General features: G+C 59.7%; 12 protein-coding genes. 4 read left to right on the top strand and 8 right to left on the bottom strand.

Annotation, left to right across the window (positions count from 1 at the left end):
* The first annotated feature begins 29 nt into the window (after positions 1–29).
* Positions 30–1,355: an ammonium transporter gene (locus tag ACR0J5_RS20195; RefSeq protein ID WP_480656623.1), complete on the top strand. Its 1,326-nt coding sequence runs from the start codon at positions 30–32 to the stop codon at positions 1,353–1,355.
* A 111-nt stretch (positions 1,356–1,466) separates the two neighbouring features.
* Here the strand turns inward: ACR0J5_RS20195 and ACR0J5_RS20200 are convergent, their stop codons facing one another.
* From ACR0J5_RS20200 to ACR0J5_RS20210, 3 genes are all read right to left on the bottom strand, one after another.
* Complete coding sequence (locus ACR0J5_RS20200) at positions 1,467–2,651, bottom strand: amino acid aminotransferase (protein ID WP_480656625.1); 1,185 nt, start codon at positions 2,649–2,651, stop codon at positions 1,467–1,469.
* Entirely contained in the window at positions 2,651–3,505 is an 855-nt protein-coding gene (gene sseA / locus ACR0J5_RS20205; RefSeq protein ID WP_480656627.1) for a 3-mercaptopyruvate sulfurtransferase, read from the bottom strand. Before sseA ends, ACR0J5_RS20200 begins: the two co-directional genes overlap by 1 nt.
* 65 nt (positions 3,506–3,570) lie before the next feature.
* On the bottom strand, positions 3,571–4,134 hold the full coding sequence (locus ACR0J5_RS20210; protein WP_480656629.1) for a helix-turn-helix domain-containing protein: 564 nt from the start codon (positions 4,132–4,134) through the stop codon (positions 3,571–3,573).
* A 107-nt stretch (positions 4,135–4,241) separates the two neighbouring features.
* On the opposite strand from ACR0J5_RS20210, the gene ilvD reads away from it, so the two are divergent.
* Together ilvD and ACR0J5_RS20220 are read left to right on the top strand one after the other, a co-directional pair.
* The gene (ilvD, locus tag ACR0J5_RS20215) at positions 4,242–6,074 is read left to right on the top strand and encodes a dihydroxy-acid dehydratase (RefSeq protein WP_480656631.1); all 1,833 of its coding nucleotides are present in this window, start codon (positions 4,242–4,244) and stop codon (positions 6,072–6,074) included.
* 91 nt (positions 6,075–6,165) lie between these two features.
* Positions 6,166–6,618: an NUDIX hydrolase gene (locus ACR0J5_RS20220; RefSeq protein ID WP_480656633.1), complete on the top strand. Its 453-nt coding sequence runs from the start codon at positions 6,166–6,168 to the stop codon at positions 6,616–6,618.
* Between the two features lie 158 nt (positions 6,619–6,776).
* Here ACR0J5_RS20220 and ACR0J5_RS20225 read toward each other — a convergent pair whose 3' ends face one another.
* Complete coding sequence (locus ACR0J5_RS20225) at positions 6,777–7,595, bottom strand: sulfotransferase family protein (protein WP_480656635.1); 819 nt, start codon at positions 7,593–7,595, stop codon at positions 6,777–6,779.
* 141 nt (positions 7,596–7,736) lie between these two features.
* Between ACR0J5_RS20225 and ACR0J5_RS20230 the strand changes: the two genes are divergently transcribed.
* Entirely contained in the window at positions 7,737–9,314 is a 1,578-nt protein-coding gene (locus ACR0J5_RS20230) for a DUF5928 domain-containing protein (RefSeq protein ID WP_480656637.1), read from the top strand.
* Positions 9,315–9,350: 36 nt separating this feature from the next.
* Here ACR0J5_RS20230 and amaB read toward each other — a convergent pair whose 3' ends face one another.
* The 4 genes from amaB to ACR0J5_RS20250 all read right to left on the bottom strand — a co-directional run bounded on the left by amaB (position 9,351) and on the right by ACR0J5_RS20250 (position 15,187).
* Positions 9,351–10,862 (bottom strand): L-piperidine-6-carboxylate dehydrogenase, encoded by a 1,512-nt coding sequence (gene amaB, locus ACR0J5_RS20235; protein ID WP_480656639.1) that lies wholly within the window; start codon positions 10,860–10,862, stop codon positions 9,351–9,353.
* Positions 10,863–10,865: 3 nt separating this feature from the next.
* Positions 10,866–11,972 carry a saccharopine dehydrogenase family protein gene (locus ACR0J5_RS20240; RefSeq protein WP_480656641.1) on the bottom strand — a complete coding sequence of 369 codons (1,107 nt, stop codon included), beginning with the start codon at positions 11,970–11,972 and terminating at the stop codon, positions 10,866–10,868.
* Positions 11,973–12,094: 122 nt separating this feature from the next.
* The gene (locus tag ACR0J5_RS20245; RefSeq protein ID WP_480656643.1) at positions 12,095–13,270 is read right to left on the bottom strand and encodes a 2-aminoethylphosphonate--pyruvate transaminase; all 1,176 of its coding nucleotides are present in this window, start codon (positions 13,268–13,270) and stop codon (positions 12,095–12,097) included.
* A 207-nt stretch (positions 13,271–13,477) separates the two neighbouring features.
* Complete coding sequence (locus ACR0J5_RS20250) at positions 13,478–15,187, bottom strand: ABC transporter ATP-binding protein (protein WP_480656645.1); 1,710 nt, start codon at positions 15,185–15,187, stop codon at positions 13,478–13,480.
* Positions 15,188–15,189: the final 2 nt, after the last annotated feature.

Raw genomic sequence — 15,189 nt, forward strand, 5'->3', positions numbered from 1 at the left:
CGCCACTCAACACTATCCGAGGACGAACAATGAATCTGATGAAATCTCTCATCCCTGCCGCCGCGATTGTCGCGCTGCCGCAGATGGGTCTGGCGCAAGAGGCCGCCGTCGAGGGCGAAGCTGCGCTGCACACCCAGTATATCTTTACCACGCTGCTGTTCCTGATGGCGGGCTTCCTGGTCTTCTTCATGGCGGCAGGTTTTGCCATGCTCGAAGGCGGCCTTGTGCGGTCCAAGAACGTGGCCATGCAGATGATCAAGAACGTGGCGCTGTTTTCCTTTGCCGCGATCATGTATTGGCTGATCGGCTTTAACCTGATGTATCCCGGCGACGGCTGGACCATCGCAGGCTGGCTGGGTCCGTTCTTCTCGACCACGCAGCTTGATGCTGTTGGCGTGGCGCCTGCGGATGCGGCGCTGGACTATGCGTCCGTTGGGTCGGACTTCTTCTTCCAGCTGGTGTTTGTCGCTGCAACCGCCTCGATCGTATCGGGTGCCGTGGCCGAACGCATCAAGCTGTGGCCCTTCCTGATCTTTGTCATCTTGCTGACCGGTGTGATGTACCCGATCTCGGGCTCGTGGCAGTGGGGCGGCGGCTGGCTGTCTGAAGCTGGCTTCTCGGACTTCGCCGGTTCGACCGTGGTTCACTCGGTCGGTGGCTGGGCGGCTCTGGCGGGGTGTCTGATCCTTGGCCCGCGTATCGGCAAGTACAAAGACGGCAAAGTGCACCCGATGCCCGGTTCGAACCTGGCACTGGCAACCCTGGGTACGTTCATCCTGTGGCTGGGCTGGTTCGGCTTCAATGGCGGCTCGCAGCTGGCAATGGGCACCGTGGGTGACGTTTCCGACGTGTCGCGCATCTTTGCCAACACCAACATGGCCGCAGCCTCGGGTGCTGTTGCAGCCCTGATCCTGACGCAGGTTCTGTACAAAAAGCCTGACCTGACCATGGTTCTGAACGGCGCACTGGCCGGTCTGGTGTCGATCACCGCTGAACCGCTGGCCCCGACCCTGTTCGGCGCGCTGTGGATCGGTGCAGTGGGCGGCATCATCGTGGTCTTCGCGGTTCCGATGCTGGACAAGTTCAAGATCGACGATGTTGTCGGTGCCATCCCGGTTCACCTGTTTGCGGGTATCTGGGGCACCATCGCCGTAATCTTCTACGGTGAGGCATCGCTGGGCACGCAGCTGCTGGGCATCATCGCCTACGGTGTGTTCACCTTTGCCGGCGCTCTGATCCTGTGGGGCATCCTGAAAGCTACCCTTGGCATCCGCGTCAGCGAAGAGGACGAGATCAACGGCCTCGACATGGCGGAACTGGGCATGGAAGCCTACCCCGAGTTCTCGAAGGGCTAAGCCTTGAGTTAACCACTCAAAGGTCGGGCGTTCGCGCCCGGCCTTTTCTTTTGCAAGCAAACAAAAAAGCCGCGCTGGATTGCGCGGCTTTATTCGTTCGTGCGTCGGTCGTCAGACACCGACGTCGACAATCGCCTTAGCCAGAATCGGCACTGTGGTCGCATTCAAACCGGCAATGTTCAGACGGCTGTCGCCCACCATGTAGATGCCGTGGTCGTTGCGCAGTTGCTCGACCAGTTCCGGCGCGGCCCCCAGACGCGAGAACATGCCGCGGTGTTGCGCAACAAATCCAAAGCGATCCGAGCCGGTCAGGCGCTGCAGCTCATCTGCCAGTTGTTGACGCAGACCCAGCATGGACAGGCGGATCTCTTCCAACTCGGCCTGCCAATCGGCGCGCAGGGCGTCATCGGTCAGGATCGTGGTGACCACGCGGGCCCCGTGATCCGGCGGGAAGGAATAGTTCTGGCGGTTCAAAAACGCCAAAGTCGCCTGATTCAGAGCCGTCTGCGCCGCATCGTCACTGATCGCCATCAGCAGGCCAGTGCGCTCGCGATACACGCCGAAATTCTTCGAGCAGGACGCCGCAATCAGGCAGCGTTTAACGGATGAGGCCACCAGACGGGTCGCCTGCGCGTCTTCTTCAAGGCCGTCGCCAAAGCCCTGATAGGCAATGTCGATCATCGCCACGAGGCCAAGCGCGTTGATGATGTTCACGACCTCTTGCCATTGCACCATGTTCAGGTTCGCCCCGGTCGGGTTGTGGCAGCAGCCGTGCAGCAACACGACGTCGCCCGCCTTGGCGGTTTTCAGATCGGCGATCATACCGTCAAAATCAACGCCACGGGTTTCGCCATCGAAATAGCGATACGGGACGGCCTCCATCCCCAGATAGTTCAGGATCGACAGGTGATTGGGCCATGTCGGGTTCGATACGAAGACGCGGGCCTCAGGGTTGGCCATGCGGATCATCTCAAACGCCTGACGGCAGGCACCGGTGCCGCCCGGGGTCGCGACGGCGGCGATATTGCCGCGCGGAACCGCCGTGCCAAGGATCAGATCGATCATCGCATCCGCATAGGCCGGATCACCGGCCAGACCGGTATAGGCCTTGCTCTCCTGCTCTTCCAGAATGCGCTTTTCGGCGGCTTTCACCGCGCGCATGACGGGGGTCACGCCTTCGGCATTCTTGTAGACGCCCACGCCCAGATCGATCTTTTGATCGCGCGGGTCGTCGCGGTACATCTGCATCAGCGCCAGGATCTTGTCGGCGGGCTGCGGTTTGAGGTTCTCGAACATCAGGTCTCTCCGGTTGCGACGGGCAGGGTCGGGAAGGCACCCCATTCAGCCCAGGAGCCGTCATAAAGCGAATGGTCTTTCTTGCCCATGCGTTCCAACGCAAGGCTGAGGATCGCGGCGGTCACGCCCGACCCGCATGAGGTGATGGCGGGTTTCGACAGGTCCACGCCCGCCCCCTCGAACACGGCGCGGCAGTCATCGGATGACTTCATCGTGGCGTTCTTGTTCAGAAGTTCGGTAAAGGGCACGTTGCGCGACCCCGGAATATGACCCGACCGCAGCCCCTCGCGCGGTTCGGGCGCGGTTCCGGCAAAACGGGCGGCAGCGCGGGCATCGATGATCTCATGATCGGCCAGCTTGGACGCGGCCGAGACCTGCGTGACGTCCCGCACCAGATGGTTCTGAACCCGCACCGTCATGTGGCGGTCGCGGATCACGGGGGGCAAATCCTCGATCTCGCGCCCTTCGGCCTGCCATTTGGGCAAGCCACCGTCCAGAACAGCGATGTTGTCCTGCCCCATCAGGCGGAACAGCCACCAGACACGCGCCGCAGACATCAGCCCGGCCCCGTCATAGACCACCACCTGATGCCCATCGCCCACGCCCATCGCCCGCAGGCGCGACATGAATTTCTCAACCGGGGGGGCCATATGCGGCAGGTCCGAGCGATGGTCGGAAATCTCATCAATATCAAAGAACCGCGCCCCCGGAACATGCCCGGCATCGTATTCGGCCTTGGCATCCCGGTTCTGTGCGGGCAGATACCACGAGCCGTCCAGAATCCGCAGATCCGGGTCCTTGAGATGGGCGGCAAGCCATTCGGTAGAAACGAGGGTTTTCGGATCGTCCTGCATCAAAGCCTCCCCTGAATACGGTTGGTTTGTCCCTATACGCGCGCGGTTAATGGTTCAAGGCTGGATCAGCCAATCGCGGCCAGCGCATCAAGCTGCGCATAGTGATGCATGTTCAGAAACCTCGCGCCATTTTCGCCCGCACGGTAGCCATGCGGCAGGTCAGCGGCAAAGCGCAGGCCCTGCCCGGCCTGTAGCGGCACCCATTCACCATCCCGCAAAATCTCAAGCGCGCCGTTCAGGACAAAGACCTCTTCGGTCACGCCGGTCGCGTGGGCGGCAGATTCGTGGCTTTGGTTCGGTGCGAGATCGACATGAAAAGTCTCGGCCCGCAGGGCAGGATCAAAGGGAAAGACAATCTTGACCTCGATCGAGCCGGGAAAGGTCACCGTGCGAAACACATCCGGGGTGGCCGTATCGCGCAAAGCGTCAGACCCGATCAGTGCGCTGAGCGGCAACTGGAACCCTTTGGCGATCTTCCACAGCGTCGCGATGGTAGGGCTGGATTCGCCGCGTTCGATCTGACCCAGCATGGCTTTGCTGACGCCGGTCATCTCGGCCACTTTGGACAGGCTCAGCCCCGAGGCCGCCCGCACATCCCGTAGTTTCAGCGTAATGTCGTCAGGTGCCATATCGCTCGTCTTTCGAATCCTCTTGTGCGTTATAGCGCACATGTGGTACGTGCGTTATAACGCACATCTCCCGCATATCGCAACCGGGGCAAAAGGGAAACAGCATCATGCCAATGTACCGATCCAGAACCTCTACCCATGGCCGCAACATGGCCGGTGCCCGTGGCCTGTGGCGCGCCACCGGCATGACCGAAAGCGATTTCGGCAAGCCGATCATCGCCATCGTCAACTCATTCACCCAATTCGTGCCAGGTCACGTGCACCTGAAAGACCTTGGCCAGATGGTCGCGCGCGAGGTTGAAAAGGCGGGCGGCGTTGCCAAGGAATTCAACACAATCGCCGTGGATGACGGCATCGCCATGGGCCATGACGGGATGCTGTATTCCCTTCCCTCGCGTGAGGTGATCGCGGATTCGGTGGAATATATGGTCAACGCCCATTGCGCCGATGCGATGGTCTGTATCTCGAACTGTGACAAGATCACGCCCGGCATGCTGATGGCCGCCATGCGCCTGAACATCCCGGCGATCTTTGTCTCGGGCGGACCGATGGAGGCAGGCAAGATCGACATCGCCGATCTGGACGCCAAAAAGATCGACCTCGTGGATGCCATGGTCGCAGCCGCCGATGACCGGTTTACCGATGAACAGGTCCAGCATATCGAGGAAAACGCCTGCCCCACCTGCGGGTCGTGCTCGGGCATGTTTACCGCGAACTCGATGAACTGCCTGGCCGAGGCGCTGGGTCTGGCCCTGCCGGGCAATGGCTCTACGCTGGCCACGCACTCAGATCGCAAAGAGCTGTTCCTTGAGGCCGGTCGCCGGATCGTCGAGATCACCAAACGGCATTATGATCTGGACGAAAAGGGCTTCCTTCCCCGCGAAATCGCTACGTTTGATGCGTTCGAGAACGCGATGTCGCTGGACATCGCCATGGGTGGCTCCACCAATACCGTGCTGCACCTGCTGGCCATCGCGCATGAGGGGGGCGTCGATTTCGACATGTCCGACATGGACCGCCTCAGCCGCAAGGTGCCCTGTCTCTGCAAGGTCGCACCCAACACCGAGAACGTGCATATGGAGGACGTCCACCGCGCCGGGGGCATCTTCTCGATCCTCGGCGAACTCAGCCGCGCGGGGCTGTTCCACGAACACTGCAACACGGTCCATTCCGGCACCATGGGCGAGGCGATTGCCAACTGGGACATCAAGGTCGCCAACAACCCCAAGGCGCAGGACCTGTTCAAAGCCGCCCCCGGTGGCGTGCGCACCACGCAGGCGTTCAGCCAGTCGAACCGCTATAAAGAACTGGACACCGACCGCGAAGGCGGCGTGATCCGGTCCAAGGAACACGCGTTCAGTCAGGATGGCGGTCTGGCGGTTCTGTTCGGCAACATCGCGCGCGACGGCTGTATCGTGAAAACCGCCGGTGTGGACCCGGCCAGCCTGACCTTTACCGGCTCAGCCTATGTCTGCGAAAGCCAGGATCAGGCGGTGAACGACATCCTGACCGGCAAGGTAAAAGAGGGCGACGTGGTGGTCATCCGCTACGAAGGCCCGCGCGGCGGGCCGGGCATGCAGGAAATGCTCTACCCGACCTCCTACCTGAAATCCAAAGGTCTGGGCAAAGCTTGCGCCCTGCTCACCGATGGTCGTTTCTCGGGCGGCACGTCGGGCCTGTCGATCGGCCATGTCTCACCCGAAGCCGCCGAGGGCGGTGTCATCGGTCTTGTGCATCAGGGGGACAAGATTGAGATCGATATCCCCAACCGCTCGATCCATCTGGCGGTGTCTGATGAAGAGCTGGCGTCGCGGCGGACCGAACAGGATGAAAAGGGCTGGCAACCAGCAGCACCGCGCAAGCGCAAAGTATCTACGGCGCTGAAGGCCTATGCCAAACTCACTACCAGCGCGGCCAAAGGGGCTGTGCGTCAGGTCTGATCTTGGTGGGAACGTTAAGCAAAAGGCCCCGCTGTCTTGCACAGCGGGGCCTTTTTCATTTGGATAACGCAACAGGGGGGCACAGAGGCAGATGACAATCTGGCGACCACGTCAAGGCATTCAGGTCAAAGCAATCGGTTTGCTTTGGAAGGGATCGCGCCTGTTGGCCGCTGATGTCCATGACGACAGTGGCGCAGTCAAGGGCGTACGCCCACTGGGCGGTTCCGTCGAGTTTGGAGAGACGTGGCAAACGGCTTTGCAGCGCGAGTTTGTTGAGGAACTTGGCGTGCGAATTGAAATCGCCGGGAGCCCTATCGTTATGGAAAACATCTATCACCACGAAGGTGAGGTCGGCCACGAGATCATCTTTGCCGCCAACGTAGCTCTGGCAAACCCGTCCTCTCTACCGGATGCTGACATCACCTTTACCGAGGACAATGGCACCCTTTGCACGGCGCGCTGGCATCACCCAGAAAATCTGGGTAGGGCAACTGGCCCTGACCTCTACCCAATCGGCCTGAAAAAACATCTCGGCACAATCTGATTCTATCCAAAAGGCTCCCGCGCCCGATCCGCACCATCGGCTTCGCCGATGCCACGTTCGGTCTTGGGCCCGGCGCCGCGCAGAGCGCGGCGCCGGGCCCAACCAGAAGAGATGTCTTGTCAGAGACATTGACGATGGGCGGGAGATCCCTGCCTTGATCAGTCGCCGAGCTTGGCGTGAACCTCATCCAGATCAATTTCGCCGATTGGCATTTTGTTCGCCGGATTTTCGAAATCGTATTTGAACAGTTCAAAATCCTGTTTGTAGATCTCGTACACAAGATGCATCGACAGATCATCGAAGTAGTCTTCAACCGGATGCGCACGCTTGGGGCCGTGCCCTTCGGATTCATTGAACCGCGGGATATCGGACAAGGTCACCGCATGCGGTACGTCGAGATGATCCAACACGCCTTGCATCCCGTCATTGAACTTCTCGGTCCAGAATATCCGGTCATACCGCCCGCCATTCACGATAAAAGTCGAGACATGGCCCGACATGGCGGACCAATGGATGTCTGGATCCATCGGCCTGCGCCAGCGGATCGTGTCGCGCGCAAACAAAAGAAACCGACGAAAGCTGGCGATCTGGTCGAACTCCCCCTTGCCGTCATCGCCACCGACCTCGATGCCGTAATTGTAGATCAGCGTCGGCACCAGGTTACCGCGATAGCGTTTTCCGTTCCGCTGAATACCGCAGATCTTGTCAAAGAATGAACTCAGAATCCGCGTATAGGGATTGCGCACGCAGGTGAAGGAATAGGACGCATGGTTTCGGATATTCTCTGAAATCGGGCCCTGGCTACGGTCAAACGCCCATTTATGCATCCCGCCTTTTGCATCGTGGATGTCACCGTCGAAAAACTGACCATGATCCGAGTAATACATGATCTGACCAATGGTCGAGCAGGCACATTTCGGCACGACCCGGTATACCATGCTTTCGCTTTCGGTCATCCATGTGCCGGGAAAACCCATATGAAACGCCTCCTTAGCAGGTCAATACACACTCAACACGCCTGCCTTTGTAGCCAAAGAACCAAAAATATTCTGTTTATTCAATCGCTCATCCTCAGTATCACGGTCGACACAGGCAGAAACAGGTGAAGCAGACATAAAATGGCCAGGATTGCCTACATTCTTCTATGCCACAAAGACCCCGAGGCCATCATCGAACAGGCCACACAGCTAACAGCTGCGGGGGATTGCATGGCGATCCACTTTGACGCCCGCGCCAGCGCCGCCGCTTACGCGCGCATTCAAAGCGCGCTGAAGGACAACCCGAATGTCGCTTTTGCGGCCAGGCGCATCAAATGCGGCTGGGGGGAATGGTCTTTGGTTCAGGCAACTCTGAATGCCTTGCAGGCCGCCGTCGATGCCTTTCCCCGCGCCACCCATTTCTACATGCTTTCGGGCGATTGCATGGCGATCAAAACCGCCGAATACGCCCACGGGTTTCTGGACGAAAACGACAAGGATTTTGTCGAAAGCCACGACTTTTTTGCCAGCAACTGGATTAAGACCGGCATGAAAGAAGACCGGCTGATCTATCGCCATTTCTTCAATGAACGCACCCAGAGCAAACGGTTCTACACATCGTACGATCTGCAGAAACGCTTTGGTCTGACGCGTGAGGTGCCCAAGGACATTCAGGTGATGATCGGCAGCCAGTGGTGGTGCCTGCGCCGCCGCACGGTTGAGATGATCCTGGACTTCCTGAAACAGCGCCCGGATGTGATCCGCTTTTTCTCGACCACCTGGATCCCGGATGAGACGTTCTTTCAAACTCTCGTTCGCCACCTGATCCCGAAAGAGGAAATCGAGAACCGCACCCTCACCTTCCTGATGTTCTCGGATTACGGGATGCCGGTCACCTTCTACAATGACCATTACGACATGCTGCTGGGTCAGGATTACCTGTTCGCCCGCAAGATCAGCCCCGAAGCGCATGAGCTGAAAGAGCGGCTGGGCAAGCTTTATGCCAGCGAAGGGGTCGCGTTTCAGATTTCGGGTGAGGGCCGGAACCTGTTCAGCTTTCTCACCGGGCGCGGACGTGTTGGCCGCCGTCACGGCCAAAGGTTCTGGGAGGCCGGGAATACCCTGGGCCCCGAGCGAGAGGTTTTTCTGATCGCCTGCAAGAAATGGCATGTGGCCAAACGGCTGGTCGATCAGATCATGTCTGAAACAGACATTCCCTGCGTTGAATACCTGTTCAACGAAGAGGCCACTCCCCTACCCGATCTGGGTGGCATTGAGACCACCCTGACCAAACGATCCCGCCACCGCCGCGCCGTTGTACGGATGCTGTTTGAGCATTTTGAAACCGACAAGCTGGCGATCTGCGTGGACCCGGCCAATCTTGATATCATTCAGGATTTCTGCGCCGATCAGGCCAAGACCCATGTGCTTGAGATCGAGTGTGAGTATTCCGACGACTATCTGATCGGCCACGCCCGGCGCGTGGGTCTGGCGGGTGAAAACAGCCCCGCAGACAGCGTCGCCCGTCTGGTGCCGACCCTGCTCAATGCGATGGTCTATGAATCCGAGATGATCCGGGGGGCGGGGATAGACGGGTATTTGCGTATCCGCGAAGCCAACCCTCGGCCCGAAAATGAGGCCGCCGTTGCAAAATTCCTGGGGGTTTCACAAGACAAGGCCCAGGCCATAATGCAGCTGGATTACCTGTTTGCGGATTGACCCGGCGATGGTGTTGCGCACCGCCGGGTTCTTGGATCAGATGTCGAACTTGACGCCTTGCGCCAGCGGCAATTCAGCCGAGTAGTTCACGGTGTTGGTCTGCCGCCGCATATACGCCTTCCACGCGTCAGATCCGCTTTCACGCCCGCCGCCGGTTTCCTTTTCACCGCCGAATGCGCCACCGATCTCGGCCCCCGAAGGCCCGATATTGACGTTGGCGATGCCGCAATCAGATCCGGCTGCGGTCAGGAATTGCTCGGCCTCGCGCATGTTCAGGGTGAAAACGCAAGACGAAAGGCCCTGCGGCACGTCATTTTGCATCTCGATGGCGTCGTCGAAATTTTCATAGCCCATGACATAGAGGATCGGCGCGAAGGTCTCGGTTTTCACCGTCTTGGTTTGGCCGGGCATCTCGACAATGGCGGGCTGCATGTAGACGCCGCCCGGAACACCTTCGGTCACGCGCGCGCCGCCGAATACGGTGCCACCTTCGGCCTCGGCGGACTTGAGCGCGGCGGTCATGGCCGCGCCGGAGGCCTCATCGACCAGCGGGCCGATCAGTGTGCCGTCAGACAGTGGGTTGCCGATGGGCAGACCGGCATAGGCTTTCTTGAGGCGGCCGACCAACTCCTCACGGATCGAGTTATGCACGATCAGACGGCGCAGTGTGGTGCAGCGCTGACCGGCAGTCCCAACGGCCGAGAACACAATCGCCCGAACCGCCATTTCCAGATCGGCTGAGGGGCCAACGATCATCGCGTTATTGCCGCCCAGTTCCAGAATGCACTTGCCAAACCGCTGCGCCACCACAGGGGCCACCGCGCGGCCCATACGAGTGGAGCCGGTGGCCGAAATCACCGGCACATCCTCGCTGGCCACCAGTGCCTCACCCAGAGCGGCACCGCCGATCAGGGTTTGCAGCAGATGGTCGGGCGCATCGCCGAACCGGGCCAACGCGCGTTCGAAAATCTTCTGGCAGGCCATCGCGGTCAACGGCGTCTTTTCAGACGGTTTCCAGATCACCGTATCGCCGCAAACCAGCGCAATCGCCGCGTTCCACGACCAGACCGCAACAGGGAAGTTGAAGGCCGAGATCACACCGACCGGGCCCGCCGGGTGCCATGTCTCCATCATCCGGTGGCCGGGGCGCTCGGATGCGATGGTCAGGCCGTACAACTGCCGTGACAGACCCACGGCAAAGTCGCAGATGTCGATCATCTCTTGCACTTCGCCCAGACCTTCGGATGTGATCTTGCCGGCCTCCCAACTGACCAGCGCGCCCAGATCGTCCTTGGCAGCGCGCAATTCCTCACCCAGCAGGCGGATCAGCTCACCCCGGCGCGGGGCGGGCACGGTGCGCCACGCCTTGAACGCGGTTTTGGCGTTGGCAAAGATGGTGTCCATGTTGCCAGCAGGCGTTTCATGCACCTCGGCCAGCAGGCTGCCGTCGATGGGGGATCGCACGGCCAGCGAGCCACCGGTCAGGTCCTCAGCCGTCAGGTCCAGATTGGCAAGGGTGGTTTGCGCAGTCATCACGATGTCTTTCATGTCTTAAGCCGCCTTGTTTTGTTCGGTTACGTCGCCAGCGCGATAGAGCCGGCCAAATTCAGTGTTGAGGAAATCCGAGAGCTTCACCTGTTCTTGCCGGACAAATCCCTTGCCGGGCAAAGCGCCTGTGCGCATCAGGTCAACCACGCCCAGAACGCCTGCGGCGGTGGTGACCTGAATGGCGCTCCAGACCTGACCGTTGAGGGTGCGGGCAAAGCTTTTGTTGATCAGCGATTTCTCACGCAGGGCCCCGTCGATCATGCCCTTGGCGGTGCAATAAACCAGCACCACGTCCTGATCGGTGCTCGGCAGCGCGGTTTCAAAGATGTCTTTCAGCAGATCGCGGCGATGTTCCAACCCCAGATCCTTGAGCAGCAGCTTCAGTATTTCGCAATGGCCGGGATACCGAATCGAGCGATAAGAGACTGCCCGCGCCTTGCCTTCCAGCGTTTCGGGCAACGTGCCCAATCCGCCTGAGGTGTTGAAGCATTCATACTCTACCCCGTCATGTCCCAGCACCTCATAGTCTTCCAGCGGGGCTGTCTTCACGCGTTCACCATTCACGATGGCATCGCAGGGATTGCAGTATTCGTTGATCAGCCCGTCGGTGGACCAGGTCAGGTTGTATTTCAGCGCGTTTGTCGGGAAAAGAGGCAGCGCCCCAACCCGCATATGCAGGCTGTCCAGCTCGTCAAATTCCGCCGCCAGCGCAGCACCGGCAATGCCAACGAAACCCGGTGCCAAACCACATTGCGGCATGAACGCAGATTGGCTGTCCTTGGCCAGTTCGCGCACGGCATTGGTGGCAGCGACATCCTCGGTCAGATCAAAGTAATGCGCGCCTGCGGTCTTGGCTGCCTTGGCGATCTTCGGCGTCAGGAAAAACGGGGCCGCCGAGATCACCGCATCAAACCCGGCCAGACCTTGCGCCAGCTGCGCCTCATCCGACACATCAATCTGCCGGGTCGCGATGCCCAACTGATTGAGCACCGACAAAGCGGCCAGATCGCGGTCGGCCACGGTGACCGAGTAATTGGATGACGATTGCAGCAGACTGGTGATCATCTGACCGATCTTGCCTGCGCCTATGACACAAATATTCCAGCTCAAAACGCGCCTCCTCTTTCGTTTTGTGAAAGTATGAGGCGCAGATTGTTCAATCCGCAGAGGGTATCTTGCCGAAAACGCCGAAAGCTACGTCATTATATCGGATTTTTCGTCAAAACGATCAATCAGGCGATCTGCGCCATGCGAGATGCGACCGCTGCGGCCGGCGGGGCCGCGCTGACGACGTTCATCTGCACCAGCGCCTCTTTCGCCGCTTCGACCACCGCGCGCATCACGTCGGCATCCATCCGTCCGATACAGCCGACCCGGAAGCTTTCGACCTCGGTCAGTTTGCCGGGATAGATGATAAAGCCCTGATCTTTCATCAGATCATAGAACCGGCCGAAATCAAAATTCGGATCCGCCGGACAGAAAAAAGTGACGATGATTGGCGACAACCACTCATCCGACAGCAGGGTTTCAAACCCCAGATTACGCATCCCCGACACCATGACATCACGGTTGCGCTGGTACCGCGCACCACGCCCGGCCACGCCACCTTCGGCGGCATGTTCGGTCAACGCCTGCAGGAAAGCCGCAACCACATGGGTCGGCGGGGTAAAGCGCCATTGGCCGGTTTTCTCCATCGCGTCCCATTGCGCATGCAGATCCAGGCTCAGCGAGGGGCAATTGCCTTTCGCCTCGGCCAGCGCCGATTTGCGGGCCAGAACAAAGCCAAAGCCCGGCACGCCTTCGATGCATTTATTGGCCGAGGAAACCAGCGCCTCGAAAATGTACTCGCCCGGTTGCAGCGAAATCGCACCAAAAGCGGACATGCTGTCGATCAACAGCTTGCGACCGGCAGCCGCCGTGGCCTCGGAAATCTCGGCCAGCGGGTTCAGGATGCCCGAGCTCGTCTCGCAGTGAATGGCAACAACATGGCTGATTGCCGGGTCATCGGCCAGAATCTGCACCACCTCGGCCCCGCGGGGCGGCAGGTAATCGCCCTTGTCCAACACAACATGCGCCCGCCCGGAGTAAGCCAGAGTCTGTGCTGCGCGTTTGCCATAGGCCCCGTTGGCCAGAACCAGCGCTTTACCGTCGGGTGGGATCATCGATGTCAGCATCGCCTCAACCGCGAAACTGCCCGAACCCTGCATGGGCACGCAGTCATACGCGTCTTTGCCATCGCCCAGCAAATCCAACAGACGGGCCCGCAATTCGGCTGTCATAGCCCGAAAATCGCCATCCCAACTGCCCCAATCGCGCAGCATCGCCTGTTTTACAGTATAAGAGGTGGTCAACGGCCCCGGTGTCAGCAGATAGGGCTCACCAAGTTCGGGGCGGGGAAAGGAAGACATGATCTGAAGCCTTGTTCCTGAAAGGGCACATCCAAGGACTATTGATCGAACTCCATCTTATCTATGCCTTATAGCTTTTTTCTATGATGCGGGTCCTGTCAGAAATCCGACATAAACGCCGGTGCCACACGGCACGGCAAACCTGTAATGGCCTGCCGCACCGCTCAAATTCTCTTAGTTAGGCACTGATATTGCACCGGGCGGGCCCTACGCTTCGGGATTTAGACCCTCGGTCGAGAGGTCATCCAGCCGTGGCATCAACCGCAGCAATTCGCTGGCGTATTCGGTCTGCGGATTGGCGAACAGGTCGTTGGTTTCCTGCAACTCGACCACTTTGCCCTGTTTCATCACCGCCACCCGGTCGCACATCTGACGCACCACCGGCAGGTCATGGCTGATGAACAGTAGGGTCAGGCCCAGATGTTCCTGCAAATCCTTTAGGATGTTCAGGATTTGAGCCTGAATGGACACGTCCAGCGCACTGGTGGGTTCGTCACAGATCAGAAAACGCGGCTGCGTCGCCAGGGCGCGCGCGATGGAAATCCGCTGACGCTGACCGCCCGAGAACTCATGCGGGTATTTCAGCCCGGCCTCGGACCCCAGGCCCACCTGATCCAGCAGCTCATCCACGCGGCGTTTGATGTCAGCCCCCTCCATCAGCTTGTGATGGCGGATCGGTTCGGCCACGATGTCATCGACCCGCATACGCGGGTTCAGCGAGGAATAGGGATCCTGAAAGATCATCTGGATGTTCTTGCGATAGGCATCCAGCGCGGCGCGGTTGGTCAGGTCGCTGACTGTCTGCCCCTCGAAAGTGATGGTGCCGCCATCAACTGGGTACAGCCCCGCAATCATCCGCGCCACCGTGGACTTGCCCGAGCCGGATTCGCCTACAACGCCAAACACCTCACCCGCGCGGATGTCAAAGCTGACATCGTCCACAGCAGTGAAATAGGTGCGGTCCCAGGGCAGCAGGCCCTTCTTTTGCAGGAACTTCTTGGTCAGGTTGCGTATCTCGAACACCGGTTTGGTGGTGTCATTGTCAACCTTGGGCCAATGGCGCGCCATGTCTTCGATGGCAAACCGGGTCTCACGCCCGCCATAGCTGATCTGCGGAAAGCGGTGCAGTTTCAACGTCGGGCGCGGCACGGCGGCGATCAGGGATTTGGTGTATTCGTGGCTGGGCTGGCCCATGACCTGAGAGGTCGGGCCGCTCTCAACGACCTTACCCGCATACATCACCGTCACCTTGTCCGTGGTGTCGGCAATCACGCCCATGTCGTGGGTGATCAGAATGACGCCCACCTGACGTTCGGTCGCCAGTTCCTTGATCAGGTCCAGAATCTGCGCCTGAACCGACACGTCCAGCGCCGTGGTCGGTTCATCCGCGATGATCACATCCGGCTCGGTGCACAATGCCAGGGCAATCACCACGCGCTGCCGCATCCCGCCCGAAAACTGGTGCGGGTACTGATCCAGCCGCGTGTCGGGGTCGGGAATACCGACCCGGTCGATCAGATCGCGGGCGCGTTTTTTGGCCTCGGCGTCCGAGCCGCCCAGATGGGCCTGAATCGTCTCAACCAGTTGCTCGCGCACAGTAAACAGCGGGTTGAGCGAGGTCAGCGGGTCCTGAAAGATCATCGAGATCTTTTTGCCGCGCAGCCCACGCATCGCATCCGCATCCAGACCGCTGATCTGATCACCGCTGAGTTTGATGGTACCGCTGGCAATACGGCCGGGGCGGTCCAAAAGGCCCATGATGGCAGCACCGATGGTGGATTTACCGGCGCCGGATTCGCCCACCAGACCGTGGATTTCGCCCGGCTCCACCGACAGGTCCACATGGTCCACGGCAGTGAACAATTGGCGGCGGGTCGGGAATTCGACCGTCAGGTCATTGATCGTCAGAAGGCTCATGA

The organism is Ruegeria sp. BE1, from assembly GCF_056538885.1.

What these genes read in the sequence shown, in the direction of transcription:
- ACR0J5_RS20195 (WP_480656623.1), top strand. Translation starts at nt 30, where the DNA reads ATGAATCTGATGAAATCTCTCATCCCTGCCGCCGCGATTGTCGCGCTG.
- ACR0J5_RS20200 (WP_480656625.1), bottom strand. Translation starts at nt 2,651, where the DNA reads ATGTTCGAGAACCTCAAACCGCAGCCCGCCGACAAGATCCTGGCGCTG.
- sseA (WP_480656627.1), bottom strand. Translation starts at nt 3,505, where the DNA reads ATGCAGGACGATCCGAAAACCCTCGTTTCTACCGAATGGCTTGCCGCC.
- ACR0J5_RS20210 (WP_480656629.1), bottom strand. Translation starts at nt 4,134, where the DNA reads ATGGCACCTGACGACATTACGCTGAAACTACGGGATGTGCGGGCGGCC.
- ilvD (WP_480656631.1), top strand. Translation starts at nt 4,242, where the DNA reads ATGCCAATGTACCGATCCAGAACCTCTACCCATGGCCGCAACATGGCC.
- ACR0J5_RS20220 (WP_480656633.1), top strand. Translation starts at nt 6,166, where the DNA reads ATGACAATCTGGCGACCACGTCAAGGCATTCAGGTCAAAGCAATCGGT.
- ACR0J5_RS20225 (WP_480656635.1), bottom strand. Translation starts at nt 7,595, where the DNA reads ATGGGTTTTCCCGGCACATGGATGACCGAAAGCGAAAGCATGGTATAC.
- ACR0J5_RS20230 (WP_480656637.1), top strand. Translation starts at nt 7,737, where the DNA reads ATGGCCAGGATTGCCTACATTCTTCTATGCCACAAAGACCCCGAGGCC.
- amaB (WP_480656639.1), bottom strand. Translation starts at nt 10,862, where the DNA reads ATGAAAGACATCGTGATGACTGCGCAAACCACCCTTGCCAATCTGGAC.
- ACR0J5_RS20245 (WP_480656643.1), bottom strand. Translation starts at nt 13,270, where the DNA reads ATGTCTTCCTTTCCCCGCCCCGAACTTGGTGAGCCCTATCTGCTGACA.
- ACR0J5_RS20250 (WP_480656645.1), bottom strand. Translation starts at nt 15,187, where the DNA reads ATGAGCCTTCTGACGATCAATGACCTGACGGTCGAATTCCCGACCCGC.